Genomic DNA, 24396 nt, shown 5'->3' with positions numbered 1-24396 from the left:
GCCTTTGATGCGCCCCAACGTGATCGTGTTCTTCACCGACCAGCAGCGCTGGGACACCGTCGGCGCCGCCGGCTGTCCGCTCGGTCTGACACCGAACCTCGACCTGATGGCCCGCCGCGGCACGATGTACGACGCCGCGTGCACCACCAACCCGGTGTGTGCTCCGGCGCGGGCGGCGCTGCAGACCGGGATGTACCCGACCAACGCCGGCGTCTATCGCAACGGCGTACCGCTGCCGACCGACGCACCCACGCTGGGGCGGCTGTTCGGTGACGCGGGCTACCAAACGGCGTACATCGGCAAGTGGCACCTCGGGACCGAGGAGCCCGTGCCGCCCGACGAGCAGGCGGGTTACGACTACTGGCTCGCCTCCAACCTCCTGGAGTTCACCTCTGACGCCTACCGGACGGTGGTGTACGACGGGAGCGGCGAGCCCGTCTTCCTCCCCGGCTACCGTCCGGACGCACTCACCGACGCAGCCATCCGCTACGTCACCCGCGCCTCGGCCGACGACCGTCCGTTCATGCTGTTCATCTCGCTGATCGAACCGCACCACCAGAACGAGCACGACGACTATCCGGCGCCTGACGTCTACCGCGACACCTACACCGGCACCTGGCTCCCACCGGACCTAGCATCACTTCCCGGTACGGCGCACCAGCACGCAGCCGGGTACTACGGCCAGATCAAACGCGTCGACGAGTGTCTGGGCCGTTTGCGCGACGCACTGGCCAGTCTGGACCTCACGGACGACACGCTGCTCCTCTACACGTCCGACCACGGTTCGCACTTCAAGACGCGCAACAGCGAGTACAAACGTTCGCCGCACGACGGATCGGTCCGCGTCCCACTGGTGGTCGAGGGACCGGGGTACGGCGGTGGCTCTCGCGTGACCGGACCGGTCAGCACGGTGGACGTCGTACCGACGCTGCTGGACGCGGCCGGGATCGATCTGCCGGACCACCTCGACGGTGTGCCGCTGCGGGAGTCCGCCCGCGACGCCGTGCTGATCCAGGTGAGTGAGTCCGAGGTCGGCCGGGCGCTGCGCACTCCTCGGTGGAAGTACTACGTGCACGCGCCCGAGGCCGGCGACGTACCGGCGGCTGAGGTCTACACCGAGCGCGCGCTCTACGACCTGGATGCCGATCCGTACGAGCTGGACAACGTCATCGACAGCGCCGGCCACCAGGAGGTCGCGGCTGAGCTCCGGGAGCGGCTGGTCCGGGAGATCGCCACTGTGGAGGGGCAATCCGTGACTGTCACGGCGTACCCGGACGTGCGGGACCGGGGCCGGTTCGCGGAGACCACTGTCCGGCGACGGAACCTGACGGGCCGCCTTCTTGAGTAGGGCATTGGAAACGGCCCCGGGCGGACTGGCGAGTCTCGGTCCGGGGCCGTTCGGCGCCTCTGCGGACTATGACGTGGCCGGGGTGCCGGCCGGTTCCGTCAGGTGCGCGACGAGCTGGTCGACCTGTCCGCGGGCCCGGATCATCGCCAGGTGGTCGATGTAGTCGCGCGACTCGACGATCAGCCCGTCGCGGACCCGGAGGACGAAGATCGCGGGGGTCCGGAACGGCTCACCGGTCGCCAGGATCGTCCCGGCGTACTCGAACTCGGCGACGATCACCTCCGGGTCCGTGGTCTGGTGCACCCGGATGTTGTCCGGCTGGAACTTGACCACCTCGGTGACCTGCGGGCCGACGCCGCCGAAGTGCTCACGGAGCGCGTCCCGGCTGAGCAGCGGGTGGTCGCCATACGGGTTCATCGGGTGCCGGACGTCGGTCTGCTCGGCGTACAGCCCCGGCAGCACCGCGAAGTCCCGGTCGGCGACACCGCGCACGAGCTTGCGGAAGACCTCTTCAGGAGTCATGCGATTCCCCACCTCTGGGTTAAACGGAGTGATGACTATCGAATATATGGAGTCCCGACTTCGTTTACAACTGGTTGGCGGCTTCTGGCGTCTTCTAGGCTGAGTACGACGGAGGGGAGCTGGGGTGCGAGCGGACGCGCGGGACAACCGGGCCCGGATCATGACGGCGGCGGACGACGTGTTCGGGCGGTCGCCGACGGCGTCCACCGACGACGTGGCGCGGCTGGCGGGGGTCGGGATCGCGACGGTGTTCCGGCACTTCCCGACCAAGACCGACCTGCTGGAAGCGGTCCTGACGCTGCGGCTGGAGCGGCTGCGTGACCGCGCGCTGGAGCTGACCGGCGGTCCCGACCCGGGGGCGGCGTTCTACGAGTTCTTCACCCAGGTGGTGTCGGAGTCCGCGTCGAAGCTGGCGATCGGCGAGGCGCTGACCGCGGCGGGCGTGGCGGCCGGCGAGAACGCCCGCGAGGCGGGACGCGGCATGCGGGAGGCGATCGCCGGGCTGCTGGCCGCGGCACAACAGGCCGGTGCGGTCCGGGCGGACGCGCGGATGCCCGAGGTGTACGCGCTGCTGATCGGCGCGTCCCGCGGCGCGACCGCGGCCAACCTGGAGCCGGAGCCGCGCGACCGGATGCTCGCCCTGATCTACGACGGACTGAAGCCGCGCGCGTGAAACGGCGCCTCACGATCGCCGTCCTGGTCGTCGTGCTGCTCGTGGTGGCCCCGGTCGCGACCTTCGCGGTCTCGCTGCGTCTGCAGTACGCCGGTGATCCGCCCGCGGCCGCCAAGACGCGGAACCAGGACGCGCTGTGGCTCGGCCATGCGTGGGTCGACGGCCGGAAGACGCCGGCCGACGTCACCGCACTCGCCCGGCAGCTGCAGGGCACCGGCATCCGCGACCTGTACGTCCACACCGGCCCGCTGGAACACGACGGGTCGTTGCCACTGGCAAAGGTATCGCCGAAGGCCAAGTGGTTCGTCGACACGGTCCACGCCGCCGCTCCCGCGGTCCGGGTGCAGGCCTGGCTCGGGGACGTCGTACAGCCCGGCAAGGATCCCGGGATGGACCTCGATGACGCCGAGGTCCGGCAGCGGGTGGTGGCCTCGGCGGCCGCCGTACTGCAGCAGGGCTTCCAGGGCATCCACTACGACTTCGAACCGGTCAAGTCGGGCTCCAAGGGCTATCTGGCGGTCCTCGACGAGACACGGGCCCTGGGTACGACGTTGTCGGTGGCGTCGGCGCAGATCGACCCGCTCTGGTACCTGCACCTCGTCCCAGTCGAGAAGTGGTGGTCACAGGACTACTTCCGCCAGGTCGCCGAACGCGTCAACCAGATCGCGATCATGTCCTACGACACCGCCATGCCCCTGGAGTCCTTGTACGGCGGGTACGTCGCGAAGCAGACCAAGCTCGCGCTGGAGGTCACTCCCCCGACGACGGACCTGCTCATGGGACTCCCGGCGTACTGGGAGAACAACGCGGCGCACTGGGGCAACGCCGAGACCGTCAGCGCGGCAGTCCGCGGCGCACGGCTCGGCCTCGGCGACTCCAACCGCCAGAACTTCGGTCTGGCCCTGTACGTCGACTTCGCCGCGACCCAGGAGCACTGGACGGCGTACCGCGACGGCTGGTGCGTAGCACCCTAGAAGCCCGGCATCACATGGTTCGGTTCGAAGCCGTTTGGGTGGTTCACCTCAGAAATGGTCCGTTCCCACGCCGCATACCAACTGCACAGGGACAACATCAGGGGTGAACCGCTCGAATGCCTGGTCAGCGAGCCCGTTCCACGCGACCTTCGTCCCAGACCGGCTCGTCAGGCTCGTAGACCGAGCCGTCGGAGCCGAAGACCAGGAAACGGTCGAAGCCGCGGGCGAACCAGCGGTCATGGGTCACCGCGAGCACAGTGCCGTCGAACGAGTCGAGCCCCTCCTCCAGCGCCTCCGCCGACTCGACGTCGAGGTTGTCAGTGGGCTCGTCGAGGAGTAGCAGGGTCGCACCGGACAGCTCCAGGAGGAGGATCTGGAAACGGGCCTGCTGACCACCGGACAGGCTGTCGAACGTCTGCTCGGCCGCGTGGGCCAGCTCGTAGCGGTCCAGCTTCCGCGACGCCAGCTCACGCCCCATGCCCTCACGGTGGTCGTCACCGCGGTGCAGGATCTCCAGCAGCGTCCGGCCGACCAGCTCCGGGTGCTCATGTGTCTGCGCGAACCAGCCGGGACGTACCCGAGCACCGAGCTTCACGTTGCCGGTGTGCGCGACCGGCGCGATCTGGACGTCACCGACCGGCTGGTGCTCGATGTCCGGGTCCGAGCCGCCGTTCGCGAGCAGCCGCAGGAAGTGCGACTTCCCGGACCCGTTGGACCCCAGCACGGCGACGCGTTCGCCGTACCAGACCTCCAGGTCGAAGGGCTTCATCAGGCCGGTCAGCTCGAGCTCCGTGCAGACGACGGCCCGCTTGCCCGTGCGACCGCCGGTCAGGCGCATCTTGACCTTCTGCTCGCGCGGGATCGCCTGCGGCGGCCCAGCCTCCTCGAACTTGCGCAGCCGGGTCTGCGCGGCCCGGTACCGCGACGCCATGTCGGAGTTGTACGCCGCCTTCTGCTTGTACATCAGCATCTGGGCCCGGAGCTTCGCGTGCTCCTCGTCCCAGCGTTTGCGCAGCTCCTCGAACCGCTCGAACCGGTCCCGCCGTGCCTCGTGGTACGTCTGGAAACCGCCGCCGTGCGTCCACGCGGTGTTCCCGGCCGCCCCCAGCTCGACAGTGACGATCCGGGTCGCCGTGTTGGCCAGCAACTCCCGGTCGTGACTGATGTACAGCACGGTCTTGTCGGTACTGCGCAACTGCTCCTCGAGCCAGCGCTTCCCCGGCACGTCCAGGTAGTTGTCCGGCTCGTCCAGCATCAGCACCTCGTCCGGTCCGCGCAGCAGCGCCTCCAGCACCAGACGCTTCTGCTCACCACCGGACAGCGTCTTCACCTCACGCCAGCGACAGCGGTCGAACGGTACGCCGAGCGCGGCCGTCGTACAGACGTCCCAGAGCACCTCGGCGTCGTACCCACCGACCTCGCCCCAGTCCGCGACCGCCTGGGCGTACTTCAGCTGGGTCTTCTCGTCGTCGGCCTCCATCATCGCCAGCTCGGCCTTGTCGAGCTTCGCCGCGGCCTGCTGGATCGCCTCCGGCGCCACACCCAGCAACAGGTCACGCACAGTCGACGAGTCCCGCACGGAGCCGACGAACTGCCGCATCACGCCGAGCCCGCCGGACCGCGAGATGCTCCCGCTGTGCGCCTTCAGGTCGCCCGCGATGATCCTGGTCAGCGTCGTCTTGCCGGACCCGTTCGCCCCCACGAGCGCGACCTTCGCCCCGTCACCGACCCGGAACGTCACGTCGTCCAGCAACACCCGCCCGTCCGGCAACTCGAACCCGACACCGGCGACATCCACGTGACCCATCCCCCCAGTCTGACAACACTCCCCGAACCGGGCGAACCGTTATCGTCAACGGGTGCTGGTCAGCCTGTGTGGAAAGGTGCAGATGGACGCGTACCGCGAGGCCCAGCGGCTGTACGCCGAGGCGATGCTGTCGAAGGCGTCGGGTCAGGCTCGGATCGCCGAACTGGAGCAGACACTGCAGTGGATCGGTGAGCTGGTCCCGCAGGCCGCGCCGCAGCACCACCACGCTGTCCTGCTGCTGAACAGCTCGATCGTCGAACTGATCGCACTGGAGTCGGACAAGCGATGACCGCGTACGTCGAGCGCGGGCCCAAGATCCCGCCTGGCACCTGGGAGTTCGACTGGGTGTCGTCAGTGGTCGCCGAGGTCGCGGCGTACGCCGAACGGCCGTCGCACTGGAACGGCGAGCTTTACGAGCAGACCGGTCCGGCCGCCGGGAGGTACCACCGCGACGGCGGTCTGACGATCAGCCGGGCCCACGTGCTCGAGCCCGCGCGCCCGGCGTACACATCGGGGCACTCGCTCACCAGCGACGAGGCGTTCGCCGCGGCGGGTGCGACTCAGCTGATGGTCTTCCAGGCTCGGCTCTCGTTGTCCGAGTTCGGTGACGACGGCGAGCCAGGAGCAACCGCACTGAGCTCTCTGGAGGACCAGGTCCTCGAGTTGGCGTTCGCCGAGCGGTTCACCCAGCGCTATGCCGGCTGGGTCGCCGAGAAGCTGACCGATCAGGCCCTGCCAATGCACAGTGGCGCTCCGGCGTACCCGGCGTACACGACCGCCACAGAGCAGTTCCTGCGCCCGCTCAGCGCAACCACCGGGATCGCGCCTGGGCAGCTCCGCGACCTGGTCGAGCGCACCGAGCGAACGCAGCGCTTCGCCGTGATCGCCGATCGCGTCCTCGATCACCACCTGGGTGGTCTGGTGCCCGACGCGCACCGGTCAGAGTTGCGCCAGTACCTGTCCGCGCCGCTACGGCGCAGGCTGCGGGATCTGGCGACCGACGAGCACCGCCGACTCGTCGAGCCGGGCTGGGAACTGATCTGGGGCAGCCAGTCGGCCGAGTTCGACGGGAATCTCCACGCCGTCACAACCCACTACACGTCGTGGAGCGCGGCCCACCCGGGTGAACAGCCACCGGCCCTGCCGAACCGGGTCCTTGCCCGCGAGGAGGACGACCAGCGCGGCGAATGGTCCAGTGGTACACGTGACCTGGGGACCGCCGAGTTGCAGAAGTTCCTGGGGTCGTACACCGGAGCGAGTCCGCACACCCGACGCCGCGACGGCATCCACCCGGACAACGTCGTTCGGTTCCGAAGCCCCGAGGTCGAGTGAGCTACCAGCCCTTCAGCGCGTCCAGGTAGGTACCGCCGGACGGGCGGACAGAGCCGGTCATGAACAGCTTCAGCGGTGCGGCGAACAGACCGTACGTGTGGGTGCCGGTGAAGAAGCCGGCGTCCGCGCAGCCGTCGTACTCGACCCAGATCTCCCGTACGCCGTCTGCGGTGTCGAAGCGGAGCACGATGGCCTCCGAGGGCTTCGCGGTCGGCGGTGCGCACTTGAAGACCGGCAGTGCCGAGTTCCGCTCCGGGAGCACCTTGATCTCATCGACGATCTGCCGGGCCACGGAGGCGTCGTACGACTCCTGGCCGAGCAGACCGGTGCCCCCTTCGGCGAAGCCGTAGCGGCACGCGCGCAGGCCTGTCACCGGCGTGTTCAGGTCGAGTCCGGTGCCGGCCGGCAGTTCGTGTGGCCCGCTGGCCTTGAGGATCGGGTGGTCGACCGGGCAGCCCTGCTGCGCGGCCTTCGGCGATGCGAGGCCCTGCGTGGATCGATGAGGAGCCGCTACGCCTTCGCCCTGACCGGCGGAGTCGCTTTTGCCCGTCGCGACCGGTGACTCACCACCCAGCAAGCCCCAGACCCCGCCGACCGCCGCAGCGACCAGCACAGCCCCCGCAGCCATTGACCACGCTTGCCGGCGCCGGTGGACCCGACGGCGCGCCTCGCTGGCCAGTCCGGTCTTCTGTAGGCCGGTCTGGGTGTCGGCCTGGCTGTGCAGGGCGGACGTGAGCTTGGGGCCGAGCTCCTGCTCAGGGTCGTGCTCAGGCATCCTCGGCTCCTTCCGTGCTCAGTGTGGTCTTCAGTGCGGCCAGTGCGCGGTGTACGTGCGACCGGGCGGTCGCCTCCGCGCAATGCAGTAGCTGGGCGATTTCGGCGTACGAGAGCTCCTCGTAGAAGCGCAGCACGACGGCTGCTCGTTGCTTGTCCGGGAGGGTCGCGCAGAGTGCCCAGATCGCGTCCGCCTCGGCGCGGGCCGCTGCACCGTCCGGCGCGGCATTGGCGGTACGCACCGGGTCGTCCACCGGCGCCTCCCGCCGGCGAAACCTGCGCCACCAGGAGATGTGCGCGTTCACCACCATCCGTTTCACGTACGCCTCCGGGTCGTCCGCACGGCTCACCCGCGACCACCGCGCACACGCCGTCGTCAGAGCATCCTGTACGGCGTCCTCCGCGAGGTTGGCGTCCCCGGTCAGGACGTAGGCGAACCGCAACAGGGCATCGGCCTTCTCGGTCACCCAGACCTCGAAGTCCACCTGCCCCGACCGTGCCTCCGCTGCCGCCAAGGCTGCCTCCATAACCCTCAGGACGTTCGCCGGATCCGATCCGTTGCAGCCGATCGGAACGCCCGGCCAATTATGGGTGACCGACGGTTGACCCTCCGACCGACGCGTGAGCCATCGAGCTCGACTGCATCCTCGGATCAAGGGCCGCACCACCGCGTTCGCGGGCGTCGGCGAGTTCCGGGACGAGATCCGCCGAGGTCAGCGAGCCAATCGGCTGTTGTCTCCGCCACTGCGATCGTTCCGCGCGGTGCCCTGCGCTTGCTGGGGTCGCTGCCCACCGTCCTGCGGTGAGTGCGCCTCGGCCTCGGGCGCAGAGATCCCGGCAGCCGGGCTCTGCTCAGACTGCAACCGCACAGCAAACGACTGCCAGTCATGCCCCTGCTGACCTTGCTGCCCGGCCCGCTGAGCCCCCACCTGCGACTGAGGTTGCTGCGGCTGCTGACCCACCGGCTGCGCCGGCGCCTGCTGCTGCCACGGCTGCGCCACATGCTGCCCATGCGGAGCCTGCTGCGGCCGCGCCGGCACCTGCTGCACCGGCCGAGGCAGCGGCTGAGTCGGCGCCTCCGCCGACTGCTGCGGCTGAGGTTGCTGCGGCTGCTGACCCACCGGGTGAGCCGGCGCCTGCTGCTGCCACGGCTGCGCCACATGCTGCCCATGCGGAGCCTGCAGCGGCCGCGCCGGCACCTGCGGCTGCGGATGCTGGGGTTGTTGCTGGGTGGTTTGGGCTCTCTCGGCGGCTGCGCGCATCGCCGTGAGGCGTTGGTGTTCAGCGAGCTTGGGGCCGGCGAGCTCCCGGAGCCGGCCCAGCAACCGCTGCCCCTCGGCGGACGCCATCAGCGGCATCGCCTTGAAATGGTCCTTCACCGGCCGCCGGGCCAGCGCCGCCAGCTTGTTGTAGCCCCGGACGAAGTGGTTGACCTCCCGGTCGGTCCACGGCCGGTTGCGCTCGTTCTGGATCGCCCAGCGAGTCGACCCGGGCTGGTGCCTCCAGACCCCGTTCTTCCGCTCGTTCGTGAACACCGGCTCGGCCTCGCCCCGCCGGTACACGTGCACCGCATCGGCAGCACCCTGCGTCTCGATCGCATCCGCCGCACCGAGCATGTTCTGGTAGAACATGTCGTGGTTGTCCGAGCCGATCCAGCGCCCGTAGCCGACTTCCTGGCGCCCGTCGTTGAACCGCTCCATGATCCCGAGCTGGCTCTGCGCCTCGTGCACCGCCGCGAACGCGACCTCGACGCGGTACCCCCGCTCCTGGAACTGCCGCATCAGGTCGACGTCGCCCTGCCCACCGATCGGGTACGGGACGACGACGTCCATCCGCCGGTTCTGCACCTCCTGCAACGCCCACGCCCGCCACGTCCCCGCGTCGGTCCCGTACACCCCCGAGGCGGAGTAGTCGTCCTCCAGCACCCCGCTCGCATAACCGGGATGCTTCTCGAGCAGCTCGTCGTGATCGACGACGTAGGCGTTCTTCATGCCGAGGCGGTCCATCGCCGCCGCCTGCATGGTGGTCTTGCCCGCGCCGGGCTGTCCCACGATGAACAGCACGGTGGGCTGCCGTCGCCACGGCGGCCGGCCGCGACCGTGCGCGGCGATCCCCGGCCGGATCCGCCGGAGGTAGTGACCTTCGAGCTTCTCCTTGGGCAGGACGTTGCGCGGTGCGGCTGCCTCGCTCATTGCCGGCCGGCGCGGACCTGGGCCAGCAACTCCGGGAACTCGGCGTTGATCCGCGCGATCTCGGCCCCGTCGTCCGGGGACAGGCTCCGCCGCAGCTCCTCGTACTCCGCGGACAGCGCCGCCAGCCGGTCGGCCTCGGCATGCTCACCATCACTGTCGGCGGCACCGATCCGAGCGCTGTACGCCGCGATCACGGCACCGATCCGGTTCCGGGCAGCCTCGTACGCGCGCTCGTCGTCGAACGACCAGCGCGGGTTCGGCTCCGTGTTCCCGGTTTCCGTCATCAGCTGGACCATACCTCGCGGACGCATGCCAAGGGCAAGCTATTCCGGCCGTGCGCGCAGCACCCGGAAGCCCTTGGCGCTGGCGACCCGTTCGCAGGGGTAGCCCTGCTCGGTCATCCAGCGTTGCAGGGAGTCGCCGCCCAGGTTCTTGCCCACGACGAACCACGCCACGCCGTCCGGAGCGAGGCGATCCAGCCAGCGCAGCAGCATCTTGTGCAGCTCCGGCTTGCCGATGTGGATGGCCGGGTTCGACCAGATCGCGTCGAACCGCAGATCGTCGGGTACGTCGTCCGGCAGCGCCGGGTGCACGCGATCCGCAACGCCTGCCGCCTTGGCGTTCTCGGCAGTCAGCTCCAGCGCCCGCGTGTTCACGTCGACCGCCCAGACGGTCGCCTCCGGTGCCTCGACCGCCAGCGCGCAGGCGATCGGGCCGTAGCCGGTCCCCAGGTCGAGAAAGGTTCCGGGGCCCTCGGGCGGGTCGATCGAGCGCAGGAACACCGCCGTACCGATGTCGAGTCGGTCCCGGGAGAAGACGCCGGTCGCCGTGGTGAACGTGTAGTCGCGTCCCCAGATACGCGCCTCCACGGTACGGCGTACGTCCGCAGAGCCGGGCTCCGCGGAGAAGTAGTGGTCAGCCACGCTGGTGCACCTCTCCCCTGACCTGACGGGCCTGCAACGCCCGCGCGGCCAGCTCGTCGTCGGCGGGGTACCGCACTTCTTCCAGTGTGAGACCGTGCGCCGGCAGGACCGACACCGCCGAGTGCCGCACCTTTCCCGCCAGTACGGCGGCGGGCCACTCGACCTCCCGGCGTCCGTCGCCCACTGGGATCATCGACCCCACCAGCGCCCGCACCATCGAGTGACAGAAGGCATCTGCGATCACAGTGCCCTCCAACCGCCCGACACCCGTCCGCTGCCAGGAGAAGTCCAGCAGCGCCCGCACCGTGCTGGCGCCTTCCCGCTTCTTACAGAACGCCGCGAAATCGTGCTCACCGAGCAGTCCGGCGGCTGCGGCGTTCATCCGCTCCACATCCATCGGCCGGCCGACGCGGAGCACATGTCCGCGCGTCAGCGGGTCCCAGCCGGCGGGGTCGTCGCACAGCCGGTACACGTACCGGCGGGCCAGCGCTGAGAACCGGGCGTCAAAACCGTCTGGGGCCGCCGTCACAGCCGTGACAGCCACATCCTCGGGCAGTACTCCGTTCAGCCCTCTGAGGAGCCTCAGCGGGTCCACAGCGCCTTCCAGGTCAACGTGAGTGACCTGCCCGCGGGCGTGCACCCCCGTGTCGGTCCGACCGGCACAAGTGACGGTCACGGGCTCCGAGAGCCGCAGTACGACCCGCACTGCCTCTTCCAGGACGCCCTGCACGGTGCGGAGACCGTCCTGACGGGCCCAGCCGTGAAAGGCCGCCCCGTCGTACCTGAGATCAATCCGCCAACGCACACGGCAATCTAACGCAGGACCGCGATGGCCCTCGCCGTGACTACGGTGCTGACGGTCGGGAATCACGGGCGACGTGGCGAGCAAGGAGATCGGGTGGATCAATCCGAGGTGTACGTTCCGCGACCTGGTGACGTCATCGAGATCCGGCCGGACGCCGACTACTGGCGCCTCGGGTACGACGACCAGCAGCCCGAGGCGTGGGAGCGGACCTTCCCGTACCAGACCGGCGACCACGTCCGGCTGATGTGGACGGGCGTTCAGGGTGCGGATCCGTTCGACCAGTTCCCGGTCGGCAAGCGGCTGGCGATGGAGCGCTACGTCGACGGCCAGGTCGAGGAGTTCCGCCTGCTGCGCGACGAATCCGGCGAGGTCCGGGTGGAGCCGCTCGTTCCGGACCCGTACCCGCCCGGCCTCAGCGGAGCGGAACCGTTCCGGCTGCGCGCCGGTGACCGGGTGACCAACGACCTGGGCAGCTTCGCGTTCCACGGCTGGGACACCGCCGGTGCCGAGCGCTGGATGACGGAATTCGAGGGCGGCGTCCAGACCGACGCCCCGAACGCACCGTTCCGGGCCGGCGAGCCGGCCACCGTGGTTCGGCGCTCCGGCGACGACCGGCTCGAGTTCACCGTGACCAAGGCCGACGACGGCCTCGTCCTCGTCCCCGGCGTCGAGCAGCCGGCGTTCGACCTCTCGAAGGGCGGCGGCCCGACGAGGACGGATCGAGACATCGCTGTCCAGGAGCGGTCGTACGAGGCTCGTACCCGGAGCGCCGCCGCCCGCCTACCGTCGGCGCACTCGCGGCTGGACGGTCCTTCGGGATCCCGCTGACGAACGCGACGAGGCCCCCGCACCGTGTGGTGCGGGGGCCTCGTGCGGAGAAGGGACTACTTCTCGTCGTCGTCCGAACCGCCGGCCTTCGCGAAGCCCGCGGCCTCGGCGTCGGCCTCGGTCTTGAACCAGACCTCGGCGACCGTCTGGTCGTACCACGGGGACTCGGTGGTGTGGTACTTCATCGAGTCCTCGTTGCCCTTGATCGAGAAGCCCTCCGGCGCGGAGCCGTCGGCGTTCGGGGCGGCGGAGTTCTCGAACTTGCCGGCCACGACGTCCTGGACCGGCGCGTCCTCGACCTTGTCCTCGACCTTGGTCTCGGCCGCGGCAGCCTTCTTCGCCGGAGCCTTCTTGGCGGCGGTCTTCTGCGCCTTCGGCGAGTCGGCCAGCGCCTCGACCAGCTCGATCTTCACCATCGGGGCGTTGTCGCCCTTACGCGGGCCGAGCTTGGTGATCCGGGTGTAGCCACCCGGACGGTCGGCGTACCGCTCGCCGATCTCGGTGAAGAGCACGTGCACGACGCTCTTGTCCTTGATCCGCTTCATCACCTGGCGGCGCGAGTTCAGGTCACCACGCTTCGCCTTGGTGATCATCTGCTCCGCCAGCGGCTGCAGGCGCTTGGCCTTGGCCGCGGTGGTGGTGATCGCGCCGTGCTCGAACAGCGACGTCGCGAGGTTGCTGAGGATCAGCTTCTCGTGCGCCGGGCTGCCGCCCAGGCGAGCACCCTTGGTGGGGGTTGGCATCTCATAACTCCAGGAATCTAAGGCCCGTCGGGCCGAAGGGATGTAGGGCCCGACGGGCCTTGGTCAGCTCAGTACAAGCTCAGTACTGCTCGGTCTCGGCGAAGCTCTCGTCCTCGTCGTCCGCCTCGTTGCCGTAGGCACCGGACGCGGCGCGGAGGTCGAACCCGGGCGGGGAGTCCTTCAGCGACAGGCCCATCTCGGCCAGCTTCAGCTTGACCTCGTCGATGGACTTGGAACCGAAGTTCCGGATGTCCAGCAGGTCCTGCTCGCTGCGCGAGATCAGCTCACCCACGGTGTGGATGCCCTCGCGCTTCAGGCAGTTGTACGACCGGACGGTCAGCTGCAGGTCCTCGACCGGCAGCGCCAGGTCGGCGGCCATCTGCTCGTCCACCGGCGACGGGCCGATGTCGATGCCCTCGGCCTCGACGTTCAGCTCGCGGGCCAGACCGAACAGCTCGACCAGGGTCTTACCGGCCGACGCGACCGCGTCGCGGGGCAGCATCGACGGCTTGGTCTCGACGTCCACGACCAGACGGTCGAAGTCGGTGCGCTGCTCGACACGGGTGGCCTCGACCTTGTAGGTGACCTTGAGGACCGGCGAGTAGATCGAGTCGACCGGCATCCGGCCGATCTCGGCGTCGGCGGATTTGTTCTGGACCGCGGAGACGTAGCCACGACCGCGCTCGACGACCAGCTCCATCTCGAGCCGGCCCTTCTCGTTCAGGGTGGCGATCTTCAGGTCCGGGTTGTGCACCTCGACACCGGCCGGCGGCGCGATGTCGGCGGCGGTGACGTCACCGGGGCCCTGCTTGCGCAGGTACATGGTGACCGGCTCGTCGTGCTCGGAGGAGACGACCAGGTCCTTCAGGTTCAGGATCAGCTGGGTGGCGTCTTCCTTGACCCCGGCGACGGTCGAGAACTCGTGCAGGACACCGTCGATCTTGATGCTGGTGACGGCCGCGCCCGGGATGGACGACAGCAGGGTCCGGCGGATGGAGTTCCCGAGGGTGTAGCCGAAGCCCGGCTCCAGCGGCTCGATGACGAACCGTGAGCGGTACTCGCCGACGACCTCTTCGGTCAGGGTGGGGCGCTGTGCGATAAGCAACTTCGTGTTCCTTCTCTGTCGCGACGACCACTATTTGAGGTCGCGATGGTGAAGAACGCACCGAACCGGCCGGCGGTCCGAGGACCACCGGCCGGTACCGGGTCAGTTCTTCGAGTAGAGCTCGACGATCAGGTGCTCGGCGACCTGGGTGTCGATCTGCTGCCGGGTGGGCAGCTGGTGGACGACGATCCGCAGACGCTCCGGCATCACCTCGAGCCACGCGGGGACGACGCGCTCGGCGTGCGTCTCGCGGGCGATGATGAACGGCGTCGTCTCGGCCGACTTCTGCTTGACATCGATGATGTCGTGCGCGGCGACCCGGTACGACGGGATGTTCACCTTCACGCCGTTCACGGTGAAGTGACCGTGGACGACGAGCTGGCGGGCCTGGCGGCGGGTACGGGCGAGACCGGAGCGGTACACCACGTTGTCCAGCCGGGACTCCAGGATCTGCAGCAGGTTGTCACCGGTCTTACCGGAGCGCCGCGAGGCCTCCTCGTAGTACCGGCGGAACTGCTTCTCGAGAACGCCGTACGAGTAACGCGCCTTCTGCTTCTCGCGCAGCTGGAGCAGGTACTCGCTCTCCTTCGGGCGGCCGCGGCCGTGCATACCCGGCGGGTACGGACGACGCTCGAACGCCTTGTCGCCACCGACGAGGTCGACCCCGAGACGGCGCGACTTCTTGGTCATAGGTCCGGTGTAACGGGCCATGGTTCGCTACCTTCCTCTCTCTGGGGTCAGACCCGGCGCCGCTTCGGCGGGCGGCAACCGTTGTGGGCGACTGGGGTGACGTCCTGGATGGTGCCGACCTCGAGGCCGACCGCACCCAGCGAACGGATCGCGGTCTCACGGCCGGAGCCGGGACCCTTGACGAACACGTCGATCTTGCGCATGCCGTGCTCCATCGCCCGGCGCCCGGCGGCCTCGGCGGCCATCTGCGCGGCGAACGGGGTCGACTTGCGCGAACCCTTGAAGCCGACGGTGCCCGCGGAGGCCCACGAGATGACCGCGCCGGTCGGGTCGGTGATCGTCACGATCGTGTTGTTGAACGTGCTCTTGATGTGCGCGTGGCCGGCGGCCACGTTCTTCTTCTCCTTGCGGCGCACCTTCTTCGCGCCGGCCGCACTGCGGCTCTTGGGAGGCATAAGTCAGTTGCTCCTGGGTTCGACGGTCATCCGGGTCACTTCTTCTTCTTGCCGGCGATCGCCTTACGACGACCCTTACGGCTGCGGGCGTTGGTGCGGGTGCGCTGACCGCGCACCGGCAGTCCGCTGCGGTGCCGGCGACCCTGGTACGACCCGATCTCGATCTTGCGGCGGATGTCCGCGGTCACCTCGCGACGGAGGTCACCTTCGATCTTGTAGTTGCCTTCGATCCAGTCCCGGAGCTTGACCAGCTCGTCGTCGCCCAGCTCGTGGACGCGCTTGTCCGGGGAGACCCCGGTGTTCTTCAGCGTCTCGACCGCGCGCGTGCGGCCGACACCGAAGATGTAGGTCAGAGCGACCTCGATGCGCTTGTCGCGCGGCAGGTCGACTCCTACGAGGCGTGCCATGTGGCGGTGTTCCTTTCGTCAGCAGAGGTGTGGTGGCGCGCCGCGTCCTTGCCCGCCTCGGTGAGTTGTTCGTTCACCGGCAAGGCCCCGGCCTCTGTTCCGGGGGCGACATCCAGCGTCGTGCTGTGCTGGACGAGCGTGCGCGCTGTGGTGCGAAAGTGCCGTGTTCCTGCGTGAGGCTGGTCAGCCCTGCCGCTGCTTGTGCCGCGGGTTCTCGCAGATCACCATGACCCGGCCGTGCCGGCGGATCACCTTGCACTTGTCGCAGATCTTCTTGACGCTCGGGTTGACCTTCATCGAGCTACTTTCTTCGACAGGTGTTGGTGGTGTTACTTGTACCGATAGACGATGCGACCCCGGGTGAGGTCGTACGGCGACAGCTCCACGACGACCCGGTCCTCGGGGAGGATCCGGATGTAGTGCTGCCTCATCTTGCCGCTGATGTGCGCGAGCACCTTGTGCCCGTTGGACAGCTCAACACGGAACATCGCGTTCGGCAGGGCCTCGACGATGGTGCCCTCGAGTTCGATTACTCCCTCTTTTTTGGGCATGTCCTCGCACTTCTGTAGACGTGACTGGCTATGGCTACAAAGAGCCAAGGAAAAAGTGTACGCCACGCACGCCGAGGAGCCCAATTGAGCCCTCAGCGGGTACTCTCCAGCTCCTCCAGATGCTCCGCACCCCAGGTATCCAGTGGCATCAACGTCACATTGAGTGACTCTCCGAGTCCGGCGAGTGAGTCATCGATCCCATCGGTCCGTGCTGCTGCTCAGGACTCCTGCTCGGTAGCCGCCCATTGCTCGCCGGCGCGCCAGACCTGCTCGGGCATCAGGTCGAGCAGGTCGCAGGCCGCATCCAGTTGCGCCAGGGCGGTGGTCGCGTCGCGGTACGCCGGGAGGATCGCGACGAACCGCCGCCCCTCGCAGCTGAAACCGAACGCCGGCACCTCGGCCAGCGCCTCGACCGCCCGCGGATGCAGCACCGCCAGCGCATGCTCCTCGTGCCCGTTGAACAGCTGGTACTGCGTCGGCAGTCCGTCGACCGTCAGCTTCAACGGCAGGAAGCTCGCCGCCGCCACCGGTGCCAGTCCCGCGGGCAGCACCTGCAGCGGCGGCAGGGGTCGTTCCACGTGCAAGTCCAGGAAGTCGAAGCCGAGCAGCCGGCGCCGTACCTTGTGCTGGAATCGACCGGTCCGGAATTCCCGCCCCCGGTGCCGTCCGGACGTCACGTCCAGCACCTCGGCATCAGGGTCTGCGTCGAACGGTGGGAACGGCCAACGATCCAGCAGTTCGTCACCGGACGCGCTGATCCGCCAGCCGAGCTGACCGGCCGCATCCACCCAGGACCGCCGGCGGCGCGAGTCACCGATCCGCAGCGCCACCGTGAACCCGACCAGCACCAGGAACCAGGCCAGCACCATCCAGCCCACCCAGCGTGGCTCCAGCAGCAGCCCCACGACAGCCAGCGGTACGGCGACCGCGAACCAGATCACGTAGACGATCGCGGACCCCTGGTGGAACTGCCACGCCAGGTCCGGCCGCAGCCGTGGGCCCGTCAGGCGGCGGCTGACCGGAGCCGCCGTCAACGGCGCCTGCCGAGACCGCCGAGGGCGATGATCGCCCACGGGATCAGCAGCCACACCGGCCAGAAGTGCGGCCAGTGCCCGCCGTTGCCCAGCCCGATCACGAACCAGATCACCACGTTGATCATCACGACGCCGGTGAAGCCGCCAATGGCGCCGCGGCCGTGGTGCGGGTGGTTGTCCTTCTTCCGCTCCGGGAAGCTGCCCGGCTCCGGCGCGGGCTTGGTGTCCTTGACCACCTCGGGCGTCTGGTACGTCCGCACCGGCGGCAGGTCACGCACCAGCGGCTCGAGCTCGCCGTACGTCTGCACGGTGTAGAGCTGGTCGAGGCGGGAGGAGAACTCGGGCTGGTCCAGCCGTCCGTCCGCGTACGCATCCCGCAGCCGGCCGGCGATCTTGTCCCGGTCGGCTTCGGTGAATCGCTGGTGCGGCTGGTACTGAGGCATGGCTCAAGTGTGCCTCAGCTCCGGTTCCCCCGGCGTCCCCCGACGGGTGGACCCGCGAGTCCGCCGATCGGCCGGTCCTCAGTCCGCGAGAGCGCCGATCTTGATGCCGAGCTCGCCCAGCTTGGCCTCGCCGCCGTCGATCGCGGTCAGCACCCACGGTCCTTGCGGAGTGAGCGTGAACGTGTGCTCGGTGTGAGCGGCCGACCGGCCGTCGTCGGTGACGACCGTCCAGTCGTCCTCGAGCGTGTGGTTGTCCTGCTTGCCGAGGGTCAGCATCGGCTCGACGGCCAGCGCCATCCCCTCGACCAGCTTCGGCCCACGGCCGGCGCGGCCGAAGTTCGGCACGTTCGGCGGCTGGTGCATCGCCGAACCGATCCCGTGCCCGACGAAGTCCTCGACGATCCCGTACGACGAGTTCGCCCGGACATGTGCCTCGATCGCGGCCGAGATGTCGGACAGCCGCCCGCCGAGCCGCGCGGCGCCGAAGCCGCGCCACATCGACTCCTCGCAGATCCGGGCCAGCTCGAGCAGCTCGTCGTCGACCTCGCCGACGCCGACGGTGATCGCGGCGTCGCCGTGCCAGCCGTCCACGATCGCACCACAGTCGATCGAGATCAGGTCACCCTCGGCCAGCTCCCGGCCGCCCGGGATGCCGTGCACGATCTCGTCGTTCACCGAGGCGCAGATCGACCCGGTGAAGCCGTGGTAGCCCTTGAACGACGGGGTGGCGCCGGAGGACCGGATGTTGTCCTCCGCGATCGCGTCCAGCTCGCCCGTCGTGATTCCGGCCCGGACATGCCCGCGGAGCAGTTCCAGCGTGCGGCCGACCACCAGGCCGGCCTTGCGCATCGCCAGAATCTGCTCGCGGGTCTTGATCTCGATACCGCGGTCTCTAAACATCGGCGTACATCACTTGCTGTCTTTACTCCGTGACGGACTTGAGGGCGCTGAGCACGCGCTCGCTGACCTCGTCGATCTCGCCGACGCCGTCCACCTCGACCAGCAGGCCGCGGTCGGCGTACACCTGCAGCAGCGGCTTGGTCTCGGCGGCGTACACGTCCTGCCGGTGCCGGACGACCTCTTCGGAGTCGTCCGAGCGGCCCTCGATGTGCGCCCGCTTGGTCATCCGCTCGACCAGCACATCGATGTCCGCGACCAGTGCGACGACGGCGTCCAGCTTGTGGCCGTGCTCGGCGAGGATGTCGTCCAGCGTGCCGACCTGGGCCAGCGTCCGCGGGTAGCCGTCGAGCAGGAAGCCCTCGCCGGCGTCGGCCTCGGACAGCCGGTCACGCACCATCGCGTTGGTGACCTCGTCCGGGACGTAGTCGCCGGCGTCCATGTACCGCTTGGCCTCGACGCCCAGCGGTGTCTCGTCCTTCACGTTCGCACGGAAGATGTCGCCGGTGGACACGGCCGGGATCTTCAGGCGTTCCGCAAGCACCTTTGCCTGCGTCCCCTTGCCCGCCCCGGGCGGACCCATCAGCAACAGTCTCATCAGCGCAAGAACCCTTCGTAGTTACGCTGCTGCAGCTGCGACTCGATCTGCTTCACCGTGTCCAGTCCGACGCCGACCATGATCAGGATCGACGTACCACCGAAGGGGAAGTTCTGGTTCGCGTTCAGCAGCACGAGAGCGACCAGCGGGATCATCGAGATCGCCGCGAGGTAGATCGCGCCCGGCAGCGTGATGCGGTCCAACACGTACTTCAGGTATTCCTCGGTCGGCCGCCCCGCCCGGATGCCCGGGATGAAGCCGCCGTACTTCTTCATGTTGTCCGCGACTTCCTTCGGGTTGAAGGTGATCGAGACGTAGAAGTACGTGAAGAAGATGATCAGGGCGACGTACGTCACCATGTAGATCGGGTGGTCGCCCTTGACCAAGTTGCCCTGGATCCAGTTGGACCAGCTCTTGCCCTGCTGGAACTGACTGACCAGGACGGGGAGATACAGCAGGCTGGACGCGAAGATCACCGGGATCACACCGGCCTGGTTGACCTTCAGCGGGATGTACGTCGACGTACCGCCGAACATCTTCCGGCCGACCATCCGCTTCGCGTACTGCACCGGGATCCGGCGCTGCGCCTGTTCGATGAAGATGACCGCGGCCATGATGACCAGACCGATCGCGATCACCACGACGAAGGTGGTGACGCCCTTCTGCTTGCGGATGCTCCACAGCTGGGTCGGGAAGGTCGCGACGATCTGGGTGAAGATCAGGATCGACATACCGTTACCGACACCACGGTCGGTGATCAGCTCACCGAGCCACATGATCACGCCGGTACCGGCGGTCATGGTCAGCACCATGACGGTGATCGTGAACCAGTCGTCCTTGTACAGCAGCGGCTCGCTGCAGCCCTGGAACAGCCGGCCCGGCGTCCGGGCCAGCGCCACGAACGCGGTGGACTGCAGGATCGCCAGCCCGACGGTCAGGAACCGGGTGTACTGCGTGATCTTCGCCTGCCCCGCCTGGCCCTCCTTCTTCAGCGACTCCAGCCGCGGGATCACCACGGTGAGCAGCTGCAGAATGATGCTGGCGGTGATGTAGGGCATGATGCCGAGCGCGAAGATCGCGAGCTGCAGCAGTGCCCCACCGGAGAACAGGTTGATCAGGTTGTACAGGTTGGCGTTCTGGCCACCCTGGGAGATCTTGATACAGGTGTGCAGCGACTGAACGTTCACACCCGGCGCCGGGACGACCGAGCCGATCCGGAAGATCACGACGATGAAGAGCACGAACAAGATCTTCCGGCGCAGGTCCGGAGTCTTGAACGCGTTGGCGAAGGCGCCTAACACCCTGTCCTCCCACAAGTTTCCCTTGCCGCGGGCACGGCAGGGGCCTAGCTAAGCCGCTGGGCAAGAGACGAACCAGGGCCCGTCCGACCGGCGCAGGATATCAAGCACCGATCGTTACGAGCCCTGGACCTCGTGTCACACCTCGGTCGTGGTTCCCCCGGCCGCCTGGATCTTGTCCGTGGCGGACTTGGAGAACTTGTGCGCCGAGACCTGCAGCGCGACGGTCAGTTCGCCGTCACCCAGCACCTTCACCGGCTGACCACGACGGACCGCGCCCTTGGCGACCAGGTCGGCCACGCCGACCTCGCCACCTTCGGGGAACAGTTGTCCGAGCTTGTCCAGGTTAACGACCTGGAACTCCACTCGGTTCCTGCTCTTGAAGCCCTTCAGCTTCGGCAGCCGCATGTGCAGCGGCATCTGGCCACCCTCGAACCACTCGGGGATGTTGTTCCGCGCCTTGCTGCCCTTGGTACCGCGGCCGGCGGTCTTGCCCTTGCTGCCCTCACCACGACCCACGCGGGTCTTGGCGGTCTTGGCACCGGGCGCCGGACGCAGGTGATGAACCTTGAGCGCCATGTCAGTCAACCTCTTCAACGCTGATGAGGTGGCGGACCGCACGCACCATGCCGCGAACCTCGGGCTTGTCCTCGTGGACGGCGCTGTCGCCGATCCGCTTGACGCCGAGGGTGCGCAGGGTGTCGCGCTGGTTCTGCTTGCCACCGATACCGGACTTGACCTGGGTCACCTTGAGGCGCGCCATCAGGACGCCACCTCCGCCCGGGCCTTCAACAGCGCCGCCGGAGCGACGTCCTCGACCGGCAGGCCACGGCGCGCGGCCACGGCTTCCGGGGTCTCCAGGCTGCGCAGCGCCTCAACGGTGGCGTGCACCACGTTGATGGAGTTGGACGAGCCCAGCGACTTGCTGAGGATGTCGTGAATCCCGGCGCACTCCAGTACGGCGCGCGCCGAGCCACCTGCGATCACACCGGTACCGGGAGCGGCCGGACGCAGCATGACAACGCCTGCGGCCTTCTCGCCCTGGACCGGGTGCGGAATGGTGCCCTGAATGCGCGGCACCTTGAAGAATGCCTTCTTGGCCTCCTCGACGCCCTTGGCGATCGCCGCGGGCACCTCCTTGGCCTTGCCGTAACCCACACCGACGGTGCCTTCGCCGTCGCCGACGACCACGAGGGCGGTGAAGCTGAAGCGACGACCACCCTTCACGACCTTGGCGACACGGTTGATGGCTACCACACGCTCGATGTAGGCGGTCTTGTCCGCCTGCTGACCGCGACCACCGTCGCGGCCACGGCGCTCACCACCGGCGCCGCCTCCGCGACGCTGCTGGCCTCCGCTCATTTCGAACTACCTTCTTCCCTTGTCGCCATCAGAAGCCGAGCCCGCCCTCGCGGGCGGCGTCGGCCAGGGCCGCGATACGGCCGTGGTACTTGTTCCCGGCCCGGTCGAACACGACCGAGTCGATGCCGGCGGCCTTGGCACGGTCGGCGATCAGGCCGCCGACGGTCTTGGCCTTGTCGGTCTTGTTCGCCTCCGCGCCGCGCAGGTCGGCCTCCATGGTGGAGGCGGAGACCAGCGTCTTGCCGGCCACGTCGTCGATGACCTGAGCGAACAGGTGCCGCGACGACTTGGTGACCACCAGCCGCGGCCGGTCGGCCGTGCCGTTGATCTTCTTCCGGACCCGGATCTGCCGACGCAGCCGGGAGGCCGTCTTCTTGGCGGAGTGCTTGTGCGGACGCAGTCCGATCGCCATGGTTACTTACCAGCCTTTCCGACCTTGCGGCGCACCTGCTCGCCCGCGTACCGCACACCCTTGCCCTTGTACGGCTCGGGCTTGCGCAGCTTGCGGATGTTGGCGGCGACCTCACCGACCGACTGCTTGTCGATGCCGAGCACCGAGAACCGGGTCGGGGCCTCCACGTTGAACGTGATGCCTTCCGGCGCGTCCACCGTGATCGTGTGGCTGTACCCGAGCGAGAACTCCAGCTGGGCCGGGCCCTTGGAGATGACGCGGTACCCGACGCCGACGATCTCGAGCTTCTTCTCGTAGCCGTCCGTGACCCCGGTGACCAGGTTGGCGATCAGGGTGCGGGACAGGCCGTGCAGTTCCTTGCTCTTGCGCTGGTCGTCCGGACGCGTGACGGCGATGGCGCCGTCCTCGTCCCGGCTGACCGCGATGGGCTCAGCGACGACGTGCGAGAGCTGACCCTTCGGACCCTTCACGGTGACCGTCTGGCCGTCGATCGTGACGTCGACGCCGGACGGGACCGTGACCGGGAGCTTACCGATGCGAGACATTTCTGTGGTCCTCCTTCCGGTTCTTCGTCACCAGACGTAGGCGAGGACTTCCCCGCCGACGCCCTTGTTCTTGGCCTGCTTGTCCGTCAGCAGTCCCTGGGACGTCGAGATGATCGCGACGCCCAGTCCACCGAGGACCTTGGGCAGGTTGGTCGACTTCGCGTAGACCCGCAGGCCCGGCTTCGAGATCCGGCGCACGCCCGCGATGGAGCGCTCCCGGCTCGGACCGAACTTGAGGTCCACGATCAGGGTCTTGCCGACGGCCCCCTCCTTGGGGTCCTCCACCTTGTAGGAGGCGATGTAGCCCTCCTGCTGGAGAATGTCGGCGATGCCCTGCTTGATCTTGCTGTACGGCATCGCGGTCGACTCGTGGTACGCCTGGTTGGCGTTCCGCAGACGCGTCAACATGTCTGCGATCGGGTCGGTCATCGTCATGGCCTGGGGCCTCTTTCCCGCCGTGGTTTCGCCGTTCGGCGACCTACGGTGACTAGATGGTGGTGAATGGGGAGAAGTGCGGGGGTGGAGACGGTCACCAGCTGGACTTGGTCACACCGGGCAGCTCGCCCCGGTGCGCCATCTCCCGCAGGCAGATCCGGCAGAGGCCGAACTTGCGGAAGACCGCCTTCGGCCGGCCGCAGCGCTGGCAGCGCGTGTAGCCACGCACCGCGAACTTCGGCTTCCGGGCCTGCTTGACCTTGAGTGCTGTCTTCGCCACGTCAGTTCTCCTTGAACGGGAAGCCGAGCGCCCGCAGCAGGGCCCGACCCTCGTCGTCGTTCGTCGCGGTGGTCACCACGGTGATGTCCATGCCCCGGACGCGATCGATCCGGTCCTGGTTGATCTCGTGGAACATCACCTGCTCGGTCAGACCGAAGGTGTAGTTCCCGGTGCCGTCGAACTGCTTCGGGGAGAGACCGCGGAAGTCGCGGATCCGGGGCAGCGCGAGCGCCAGCAGCCGGTCCAGGAACTCCCACATCCGGTCGCCGCGCAGCGTCACGTGGGCGCCGATCGGCATCCCCTCGCGCAGCTTGAACTGCGCGATCGACTTACGGGCCTTGGTGACCTGCGGCTTCTGGCCGGTGATCGCGGCCAGGTCCTTCACCGCGCCCTCGATCAGCTTGGAGTCGCGGGCCGCCTCGCCGACGCCCATGTTCACCACGATCTTGGTCAGACCGGGCACCTGCATGACGTTTGCGTACTTGAACTCGTCGTGCAGCTTGCCGACGATCTCTTCGCGGTACTTGGTCTTCAGCCGCGGCTGGACCTTCGTGTCCGTTACTGCGGTGGTCATCAGATCTCCTCGCCGGTACGCCGGGCGATCCGGACGCTCCGGTAACCGGTGTACGTCGAACCGTCGGGCCGGCGCTTCTGCACCTCGACGCGGTTGTAGCCGACGCGGGTGGTCACCTTCTGCTTCTTGCCGTCCTTCTCGACCTCGACCAGAAGGGCGACGTTCGAGACGTGGATCGGGGCTTCCTGGGTGACGATGCCACCGGTGGTGCCGCCGCGCTGGGCCTGCTGCACCTTGGTGTGCTTCTTCACCCGGTTGACGCCCTCGACGACGACCTTCTCGTCGTTCGGCAGGACCTGGATGATCTTGCCCTCGAGGCCCTTGGACTTACCGGCGATCACACGGACCTGATCGCCCTTCTTCACGTGCAGCTTCTTCTGCTGGGCCAT

At 68.2% G+C, this 24396-nt stretch carries 35 protein-coding genes; 6 read left to right on the top strand and 29 right to left on the bottom strand.

All coding sequences use genetic code 11. The features are described 5' to 3' along the window. Positions 1-7: 7 nt before the first annotated feature. Positions 8-1348: a sulfatase-like hydrolase/transferase gene (locus ACFYRH_RS10755; protein ID WP_387771392.1), complete on the top strand. Its 1341-nt coding sequence runs from the start codon at positions 8-10 to the stop codon at positions 1346-1348. Between the two features lie 66 nt (positions 1349-1414). On the opposite strand, the gene ACFYRH_RS10750 is transcribed toward ACFYRH_RS10755, so the two are convergent. Continuing rightward, entirely contained in the window at positions 1415-1870 is a 456-nt protein-coding gene (locus ACFYRH_RS10750; RefSeq protein WP_387771389.1) for a nuclear transport factor 2 family protein, read from the bottom strand. 124 nt (positions 1871-1994) lie between these two features. Here ACFYRH_RS10750 and ACFYRH_RS10745 point away from each other — a divergent pair, with 124 nt between their 5' ends. Together ACFYRH_RS10745 and ACFYRH_RS10740 are read left to right on the top strand one after the other, a co-directional pair. Then, positions 1995-2543, top strand: coding sequence for a TetR/AcrR family transcriptional regulator (locus ACFYRH_RS10745; protein WP_387771386.1), 549 nt, complete (start codon positions 1995-1997; stop codon positions 2541-2543). Further along, entirely contained in the window at positions 2540-3517 is a 978-nt protein-coding gene (locus ACFYRH_RS10740; protein ID WP_387771383.1) for a hypothetical protein, read from the top strand. Before ACFYRH_RS10745 ends, ACFYRH_RS10740 begins: the two co-directional genes overlap by 4 nt. Before the next feature lie 124 nt (positions 3518-3641). Here the strand turns inward: ACFYRH_RS10740 and ACFYRH_RS10735 are convergent, their stop codons facing one another. Further along, positions 3642-5324, bottom strand: coding sequence for an ABC-F family ATP-binding cassette domain-containing protein (locus ACFYRH_RS10735; RefSeq protein WP_387771380.1), 1683 nt, complete (start codon positions 5322-5324; stop codon positions 3642-3644). Positions 5325-5376: 52 nt separating this feature from the next. Between ACFYRH_RS10735 and ACFYRH_RS10730 the strand changes: the two genes are divergently transcribed. Beyond that, positions 5377-5613: a hypothetical protein gene (locus ACFYRH_RS10730; RefSeq protein ID WP_387771377.1), complete on the top strand. Its 237-nt coding sequence runs from the start codon at positions 5377-5379 to the stop codon at positions 5611-5613. Next, complete coding sequence (locus tag ACFYRH_RS10725) at positions 5610-6656, top strand: hypothetical protein (RefSeq protein WP_387771374.1); 1047 nt, start codon at positions 5610-5612, stop codon at positions 6654-6656. Before ACFYRH_RS10730 ends, ACFYRH_RS10725 begins: the two co-directional genes overlap by 4 nt. 1 nt (position 6657) lies before the next feature. On the opposite strand, the gene ACFYRH_RS10720 is transcribed toward ACFYRH_RS10725, so the two are convergent. The 6 genes from ACFYRH_RS10720 to truA all read right to left on the bottom strand — a co-directional run bounded on the left by ACFYRH_RS10720 (position 6658) and on the right by truA (position 11350). After that, complete coding sequence (locus ACFYRH_RS10720; RefSeq protein WP_387771371.1) at positions 6658-7431, bottom strand: hypothetical protein; 774 nt, start codon at positions 7429-7431, stop codon at positions 6658-6660. Continuing rightward, positions 7424-7945 carry an RNA polymerase sigma factor gene (locus ACFYRH_RS10715; RefSeq protein ID WP_387771368.1) on the bottom strand — a complete coding sequence of 174 codons (522 nt, stop codon included), beginning with the start codon at positions 7943-7945 and terminating at the stop codon, positions 7424-7426. Before ACFYRH_RS10715 ends, ACFYRH_RS10720 begins: the two co-directional genes overlap by 8 nt. A gap of 198 nt (positions 7946-8143) precedes the next feature. Continuing rightward, entirely contained in the window at positions 8144-9622 is a 1479-nt protein-coding gene (locus tag ACFYRH_RS10710) for a zeta toxin family protein (protein WP_387771365.1), read from the bottom strand. Next, positions 9619-9906: a hypothetical protein gene (locus ACFYRH_RS10705; protein WP_387771362.1), complete on the bottom strand. Its 288-nt coding sequence runs from the start codon at positions 9904-9906 to the stop codon at positions 9619-9621. Before ACFYRH_RS10705 ends, ACFYRH_RS10710 begins: the two co-directional genes overlap by 4 nt. 39 nt (positions 9907-9945) lie before the next feature. Continuing rightward, a complete protein-coding gene (locus ACFYRH_RS10700; protein WP_387771359.1) occupies positions 9946-10545 on the bottom strand; it encodes a class I SAM-dependent methyltransferase in 600 nt (199 codons plus the stop codon). Then, positions 10538-11350 carry a tRNA pseudouridine(38-40) synthase TruA gene (gene truA / locus ACFYRH_RS10695; protein WP_387771356.1) on the bottom strand — a complete coding sequence of 271 codons (813 nt, stop codon included), beginning with the start codon at positions 11348-11350 and terminating at the stop codon, positions 10538-10540. Before truA ends, ACFYRH_RS10700 begins: the two co-directional genes overlap by 8 nt. 93 nt (positions 11351-11443) lie before the next feature. Between truA and ACFYRH_RS10690 the strand changes: the two genes are divergently transcribed. Continuing rightward, entirely contained in the window at positions 11444-12178 is a 735-nt protein-coding gene (locus tag ACFYRH_RS10690) for a hypothetical protein (protein ID WP_387771353.1), read from the top strand. A gap of 56 nt (positions 12179-12234) precedes the next feature. On the opposite strand, the gene rplQ is transcribed toward ACFYRH_RS10690, so the two are convergent. The 21 genes from rplQ to rplX all read right to left on the bottom strand — a co-directional run bounded on the left by rplQ (position 12235) and on the right by rplX (position 24396). Next, positions 12235-12921, bottom strand: coding sequence for a 50S ribosomal protein L17 (rplQ, locus tag ACFYRH_RS10685; RefSeq protein WP_387771350.1), 687 nt, complete (start codon positions 12919-12921; stop codon positions 12235-12237). Between the two features lie 79 nt (positions 12922-13000). Continuing rightward, positions 13001-14026, bottom strand: coding sequence for a DNA-directed RNA polymerase subunit alpha (locus ACFYRH_RS10680; RefSeq protein WP_184840622.1), 1026 nt, complete (start codon positions 14024-14026; stop codon positions 13001-13003). A 102-nt stretch (positions 14027-14128) separates the two neighbouring features. Continuing rightward, entirely contained in the window at positions 14129-14737 is a 609-nt protein-coding gene (gene rpsD / locus ACFYRH_RS10675) for a 30S ribosomal protein S4 (protein ID WP_387771346.1), read from the bottom strand. Between the two features lie 26 nt (positions 14738-14763). Further along, a complete protein-coding gene (rpsK, locus tag ACFYRH_RS10670) occupies positions 14764-15171 on the bottom strand; it encodes a 30S ribosomal protein S11 (RefSeq protein WP_130384622.1) in 408 nt (135 codons plus the stop codon). Between the two features lie 35 nt (positions 15172-15206). Continuing rightward, positions 15207-15578 carry a 30S ribosomal protein S13 gene (gene rpsM, locus ACFYRH_RS10665; protein ID WP_387771342.1) on the bottom strand — a complete coding sequence of 124 codons (372 nt, stop codon included), beginning with the start codon at positions 15576-15578 and terminating at the stop codon, positions 15207-15209. Between the two features lie 183 nt (positions 15579-15761). After that, a complete protein-coding gene (gene rpmJ, locus ACFYRH_RS10660) occupies positions 15762-15875 on the bottom strand; it encodes a 50S ribosomal protein L36 (RefSeq protein ID WP_008361054.1) in 114 nt (37 codons plus the stop codon). A 32-nt stretch (positions 15876-15907) separates the two neighbouring features. Then, positions 15908-16129, bottom strand: a complete 222-nt coding sequence (infA, locus tag ACFYRH_RS10655) for a translation initiation factor IF-1 (protein ID WP_012923661.1) — start codon at positions 16127-16129, stop codon at positions 15908-15910. 218 nt (positions 16130-16347) lie between these two features. Further along, a complete protein-coding gene (locus ACFYRH_RS10650) occupies positions 16348-17163 on the bottom strand; it encodes a hypothetical protein (protein ID WP_387771339.1) in 816 nt (271 codons plus the stop codon). Beyond that, a complete protein-coding gene (locus ACFYRH_RS10645; protein ID WP_387771336.1) occupies positions 17160-17606 on the bottom strand; it encodes a DUF1707 domain-containing protein in 447 nt (148 codons plus the stop codon). The genes ACFYRH_RS10650 and ACFYRH_RS10645 overlap by 4 nt, the downstream gene beginning before the upstream one ends. 78 nt (positions 17607-17684) lie before the next feature. Continuing rightward, positions 17685-18506, bottom strand: a complete 822-nt coding sequence (gene map / locus ACFYRH_RS10640) for a type I methionyl aminopeptidase (protein ID WP_387771333.1) — start codon at positions 18504-18506, stop codon at positions 17685-17687. Positions 18507-18528: 22 nt separating this feature from the next. Continuing rightward, positions 18529-19101 carry an adenylate kinase gene (locus ACFYRH_RS10635; RefSeq protein WP_387771330.1) on the bottom strand — a complete coding sequence of 191 codons (573 nt, stop codon included), beginning with the start codon at positions 19099-19101 and terminating at the stop codon, positions 18529-18531. After that, positions 19101-20402: a preprotein translocase subunit SecY gene (gene secY, locus ACFYRH_RS10630; protein ID WP_387771327.1), complete on the bottom strand. Its 1302-nt coding sequence runs from the start codon at positions 20400-20402 to the stop codon at positions 19101-19103. Before secY ends, ACFYRH_RS10635 begins: the two co-directional genes overlap by 1 nt. A gap of 135 nt (positions 20403-20537) precedes the next feature. Next, on the bottom strand, positions 20538-20978 hold the full coding sequence (gene rplO / locus ACFYRH_RS10625) for a 50S ribosomal protein L15 (RefSeq protein WP_344191671.1): 441 nt from the start codon (positions 20976-20978) through the stop codon (positions 20538-20540). 1 nt (position 20979) lies between these two features. After that, complete coding sequence (rpmD, locus tag ACFYRH_RS10620; protein ID WP_387771324.1) at positions 20980-21162, bottom strand: 50S ribosomal protein L30; 183 nt, start codon at positions 21160-21162, stop codon at positions 20980-20982. Further along, positions 21162-21761 (bottom strand): 30S ribosomal protein S5, encoded by a 600-nt coding sequence (gene rpsE / locus ACFYRH_RS10615; protein ID WP_141854793.1) that lies wholly within the window; start codon positions 21759-21761, stop codon positions 21162-21164. The genes rpmD and rpsE overlap by 1 nt, the downstream gene beginning before the upstream one ends. A gap of 28 nt (positions 21762-21789) precedes the next feature. Further along, the gene (gene rplR, locus ACFYRH_RS10610; RefSeq protein WP_387771321.1) at positions 21790-22173 is read right to left on the bottom strand and encodes a 50S ribosomal protein L18; all 384 of its coding nucleotides are present in this window, start codon (positions 22171-22173) and stop codon (positions 21790-21792) included. 2 nt (positions 22174-22175) lie between these two features. Continuing rightward, positions 22176-22718 carry a 50S ribosomal protein L6 gene (gene rplF, locus ACFYRH_RS10605; RefSeq protein ID WP_387771318.1) on the bottom strand — a complete coding sequence of 181 codons (543 nt, stop codon included), beginning with the start codon at positions 22716-22718 and terminating at the stop codon, positions 22176-22178. A 27-nt stretch (positions 22719-22745) separates the two neighbouring features. After that, a complete protein-coding gene (rpsH, locus tag ACFYRH_RS10600; protein WP_167205885.1) occupies positions 22746-23153 on the bottom strand; it encodes a 30S ribosomal protein S8 in 408 nt (135 codons plus the stop codon). Positions 23154-23247: 94 nt separating this feature from the next. Beyond that, on the bottom strand, positions 23248-23433 hold the full coding sequence (locus tag ACFYRH_RS10595) for a type Z 30S ribosomal protein S14 (protein WP_012923674.1): 186 nt from the start codon (positions 23431-23433) through the stop codon (positions 23248-23250). 1 nt (position 23434) lies between these two features. Further along, positions 23435-24007, bottom strand: coding sequence for a 50S ribosomal protein L5 (gene rplE, locus ACFYRH_RS10590; protein WP_387771314.1), 573 nt, complete (start codon positions 24005-24007; stop codon positions 23435-23437). Next, positions 24007-24396 carry a 50S ribosomal protein L24 gene (gene rplX / locus ACFYRH_RS10585; RefSeq protein WP_387771311.1) on the bottom strand — a complete coding sequence of 130 codons (390 nt, stop codon included), beginning with the start codon at positions 24394-24396 and terminating at the stop codon, positions 24007-24009. Before rplX ends, rplE begins: the two co-directional genes overlap by 1 nt.

Source organism: Kribbella sp. NPDC004875 (assembly GCF_042873375.1).
Taxonomy (GTDB): domain Bacteria; phylum Actinomycetota; class Actinomycetes; order Propionibacteriales; family Kribbellaceae; genus Kribbella.
This window is presented reverse-complemented; position numbering and strand designations above follow the sequence as displayed.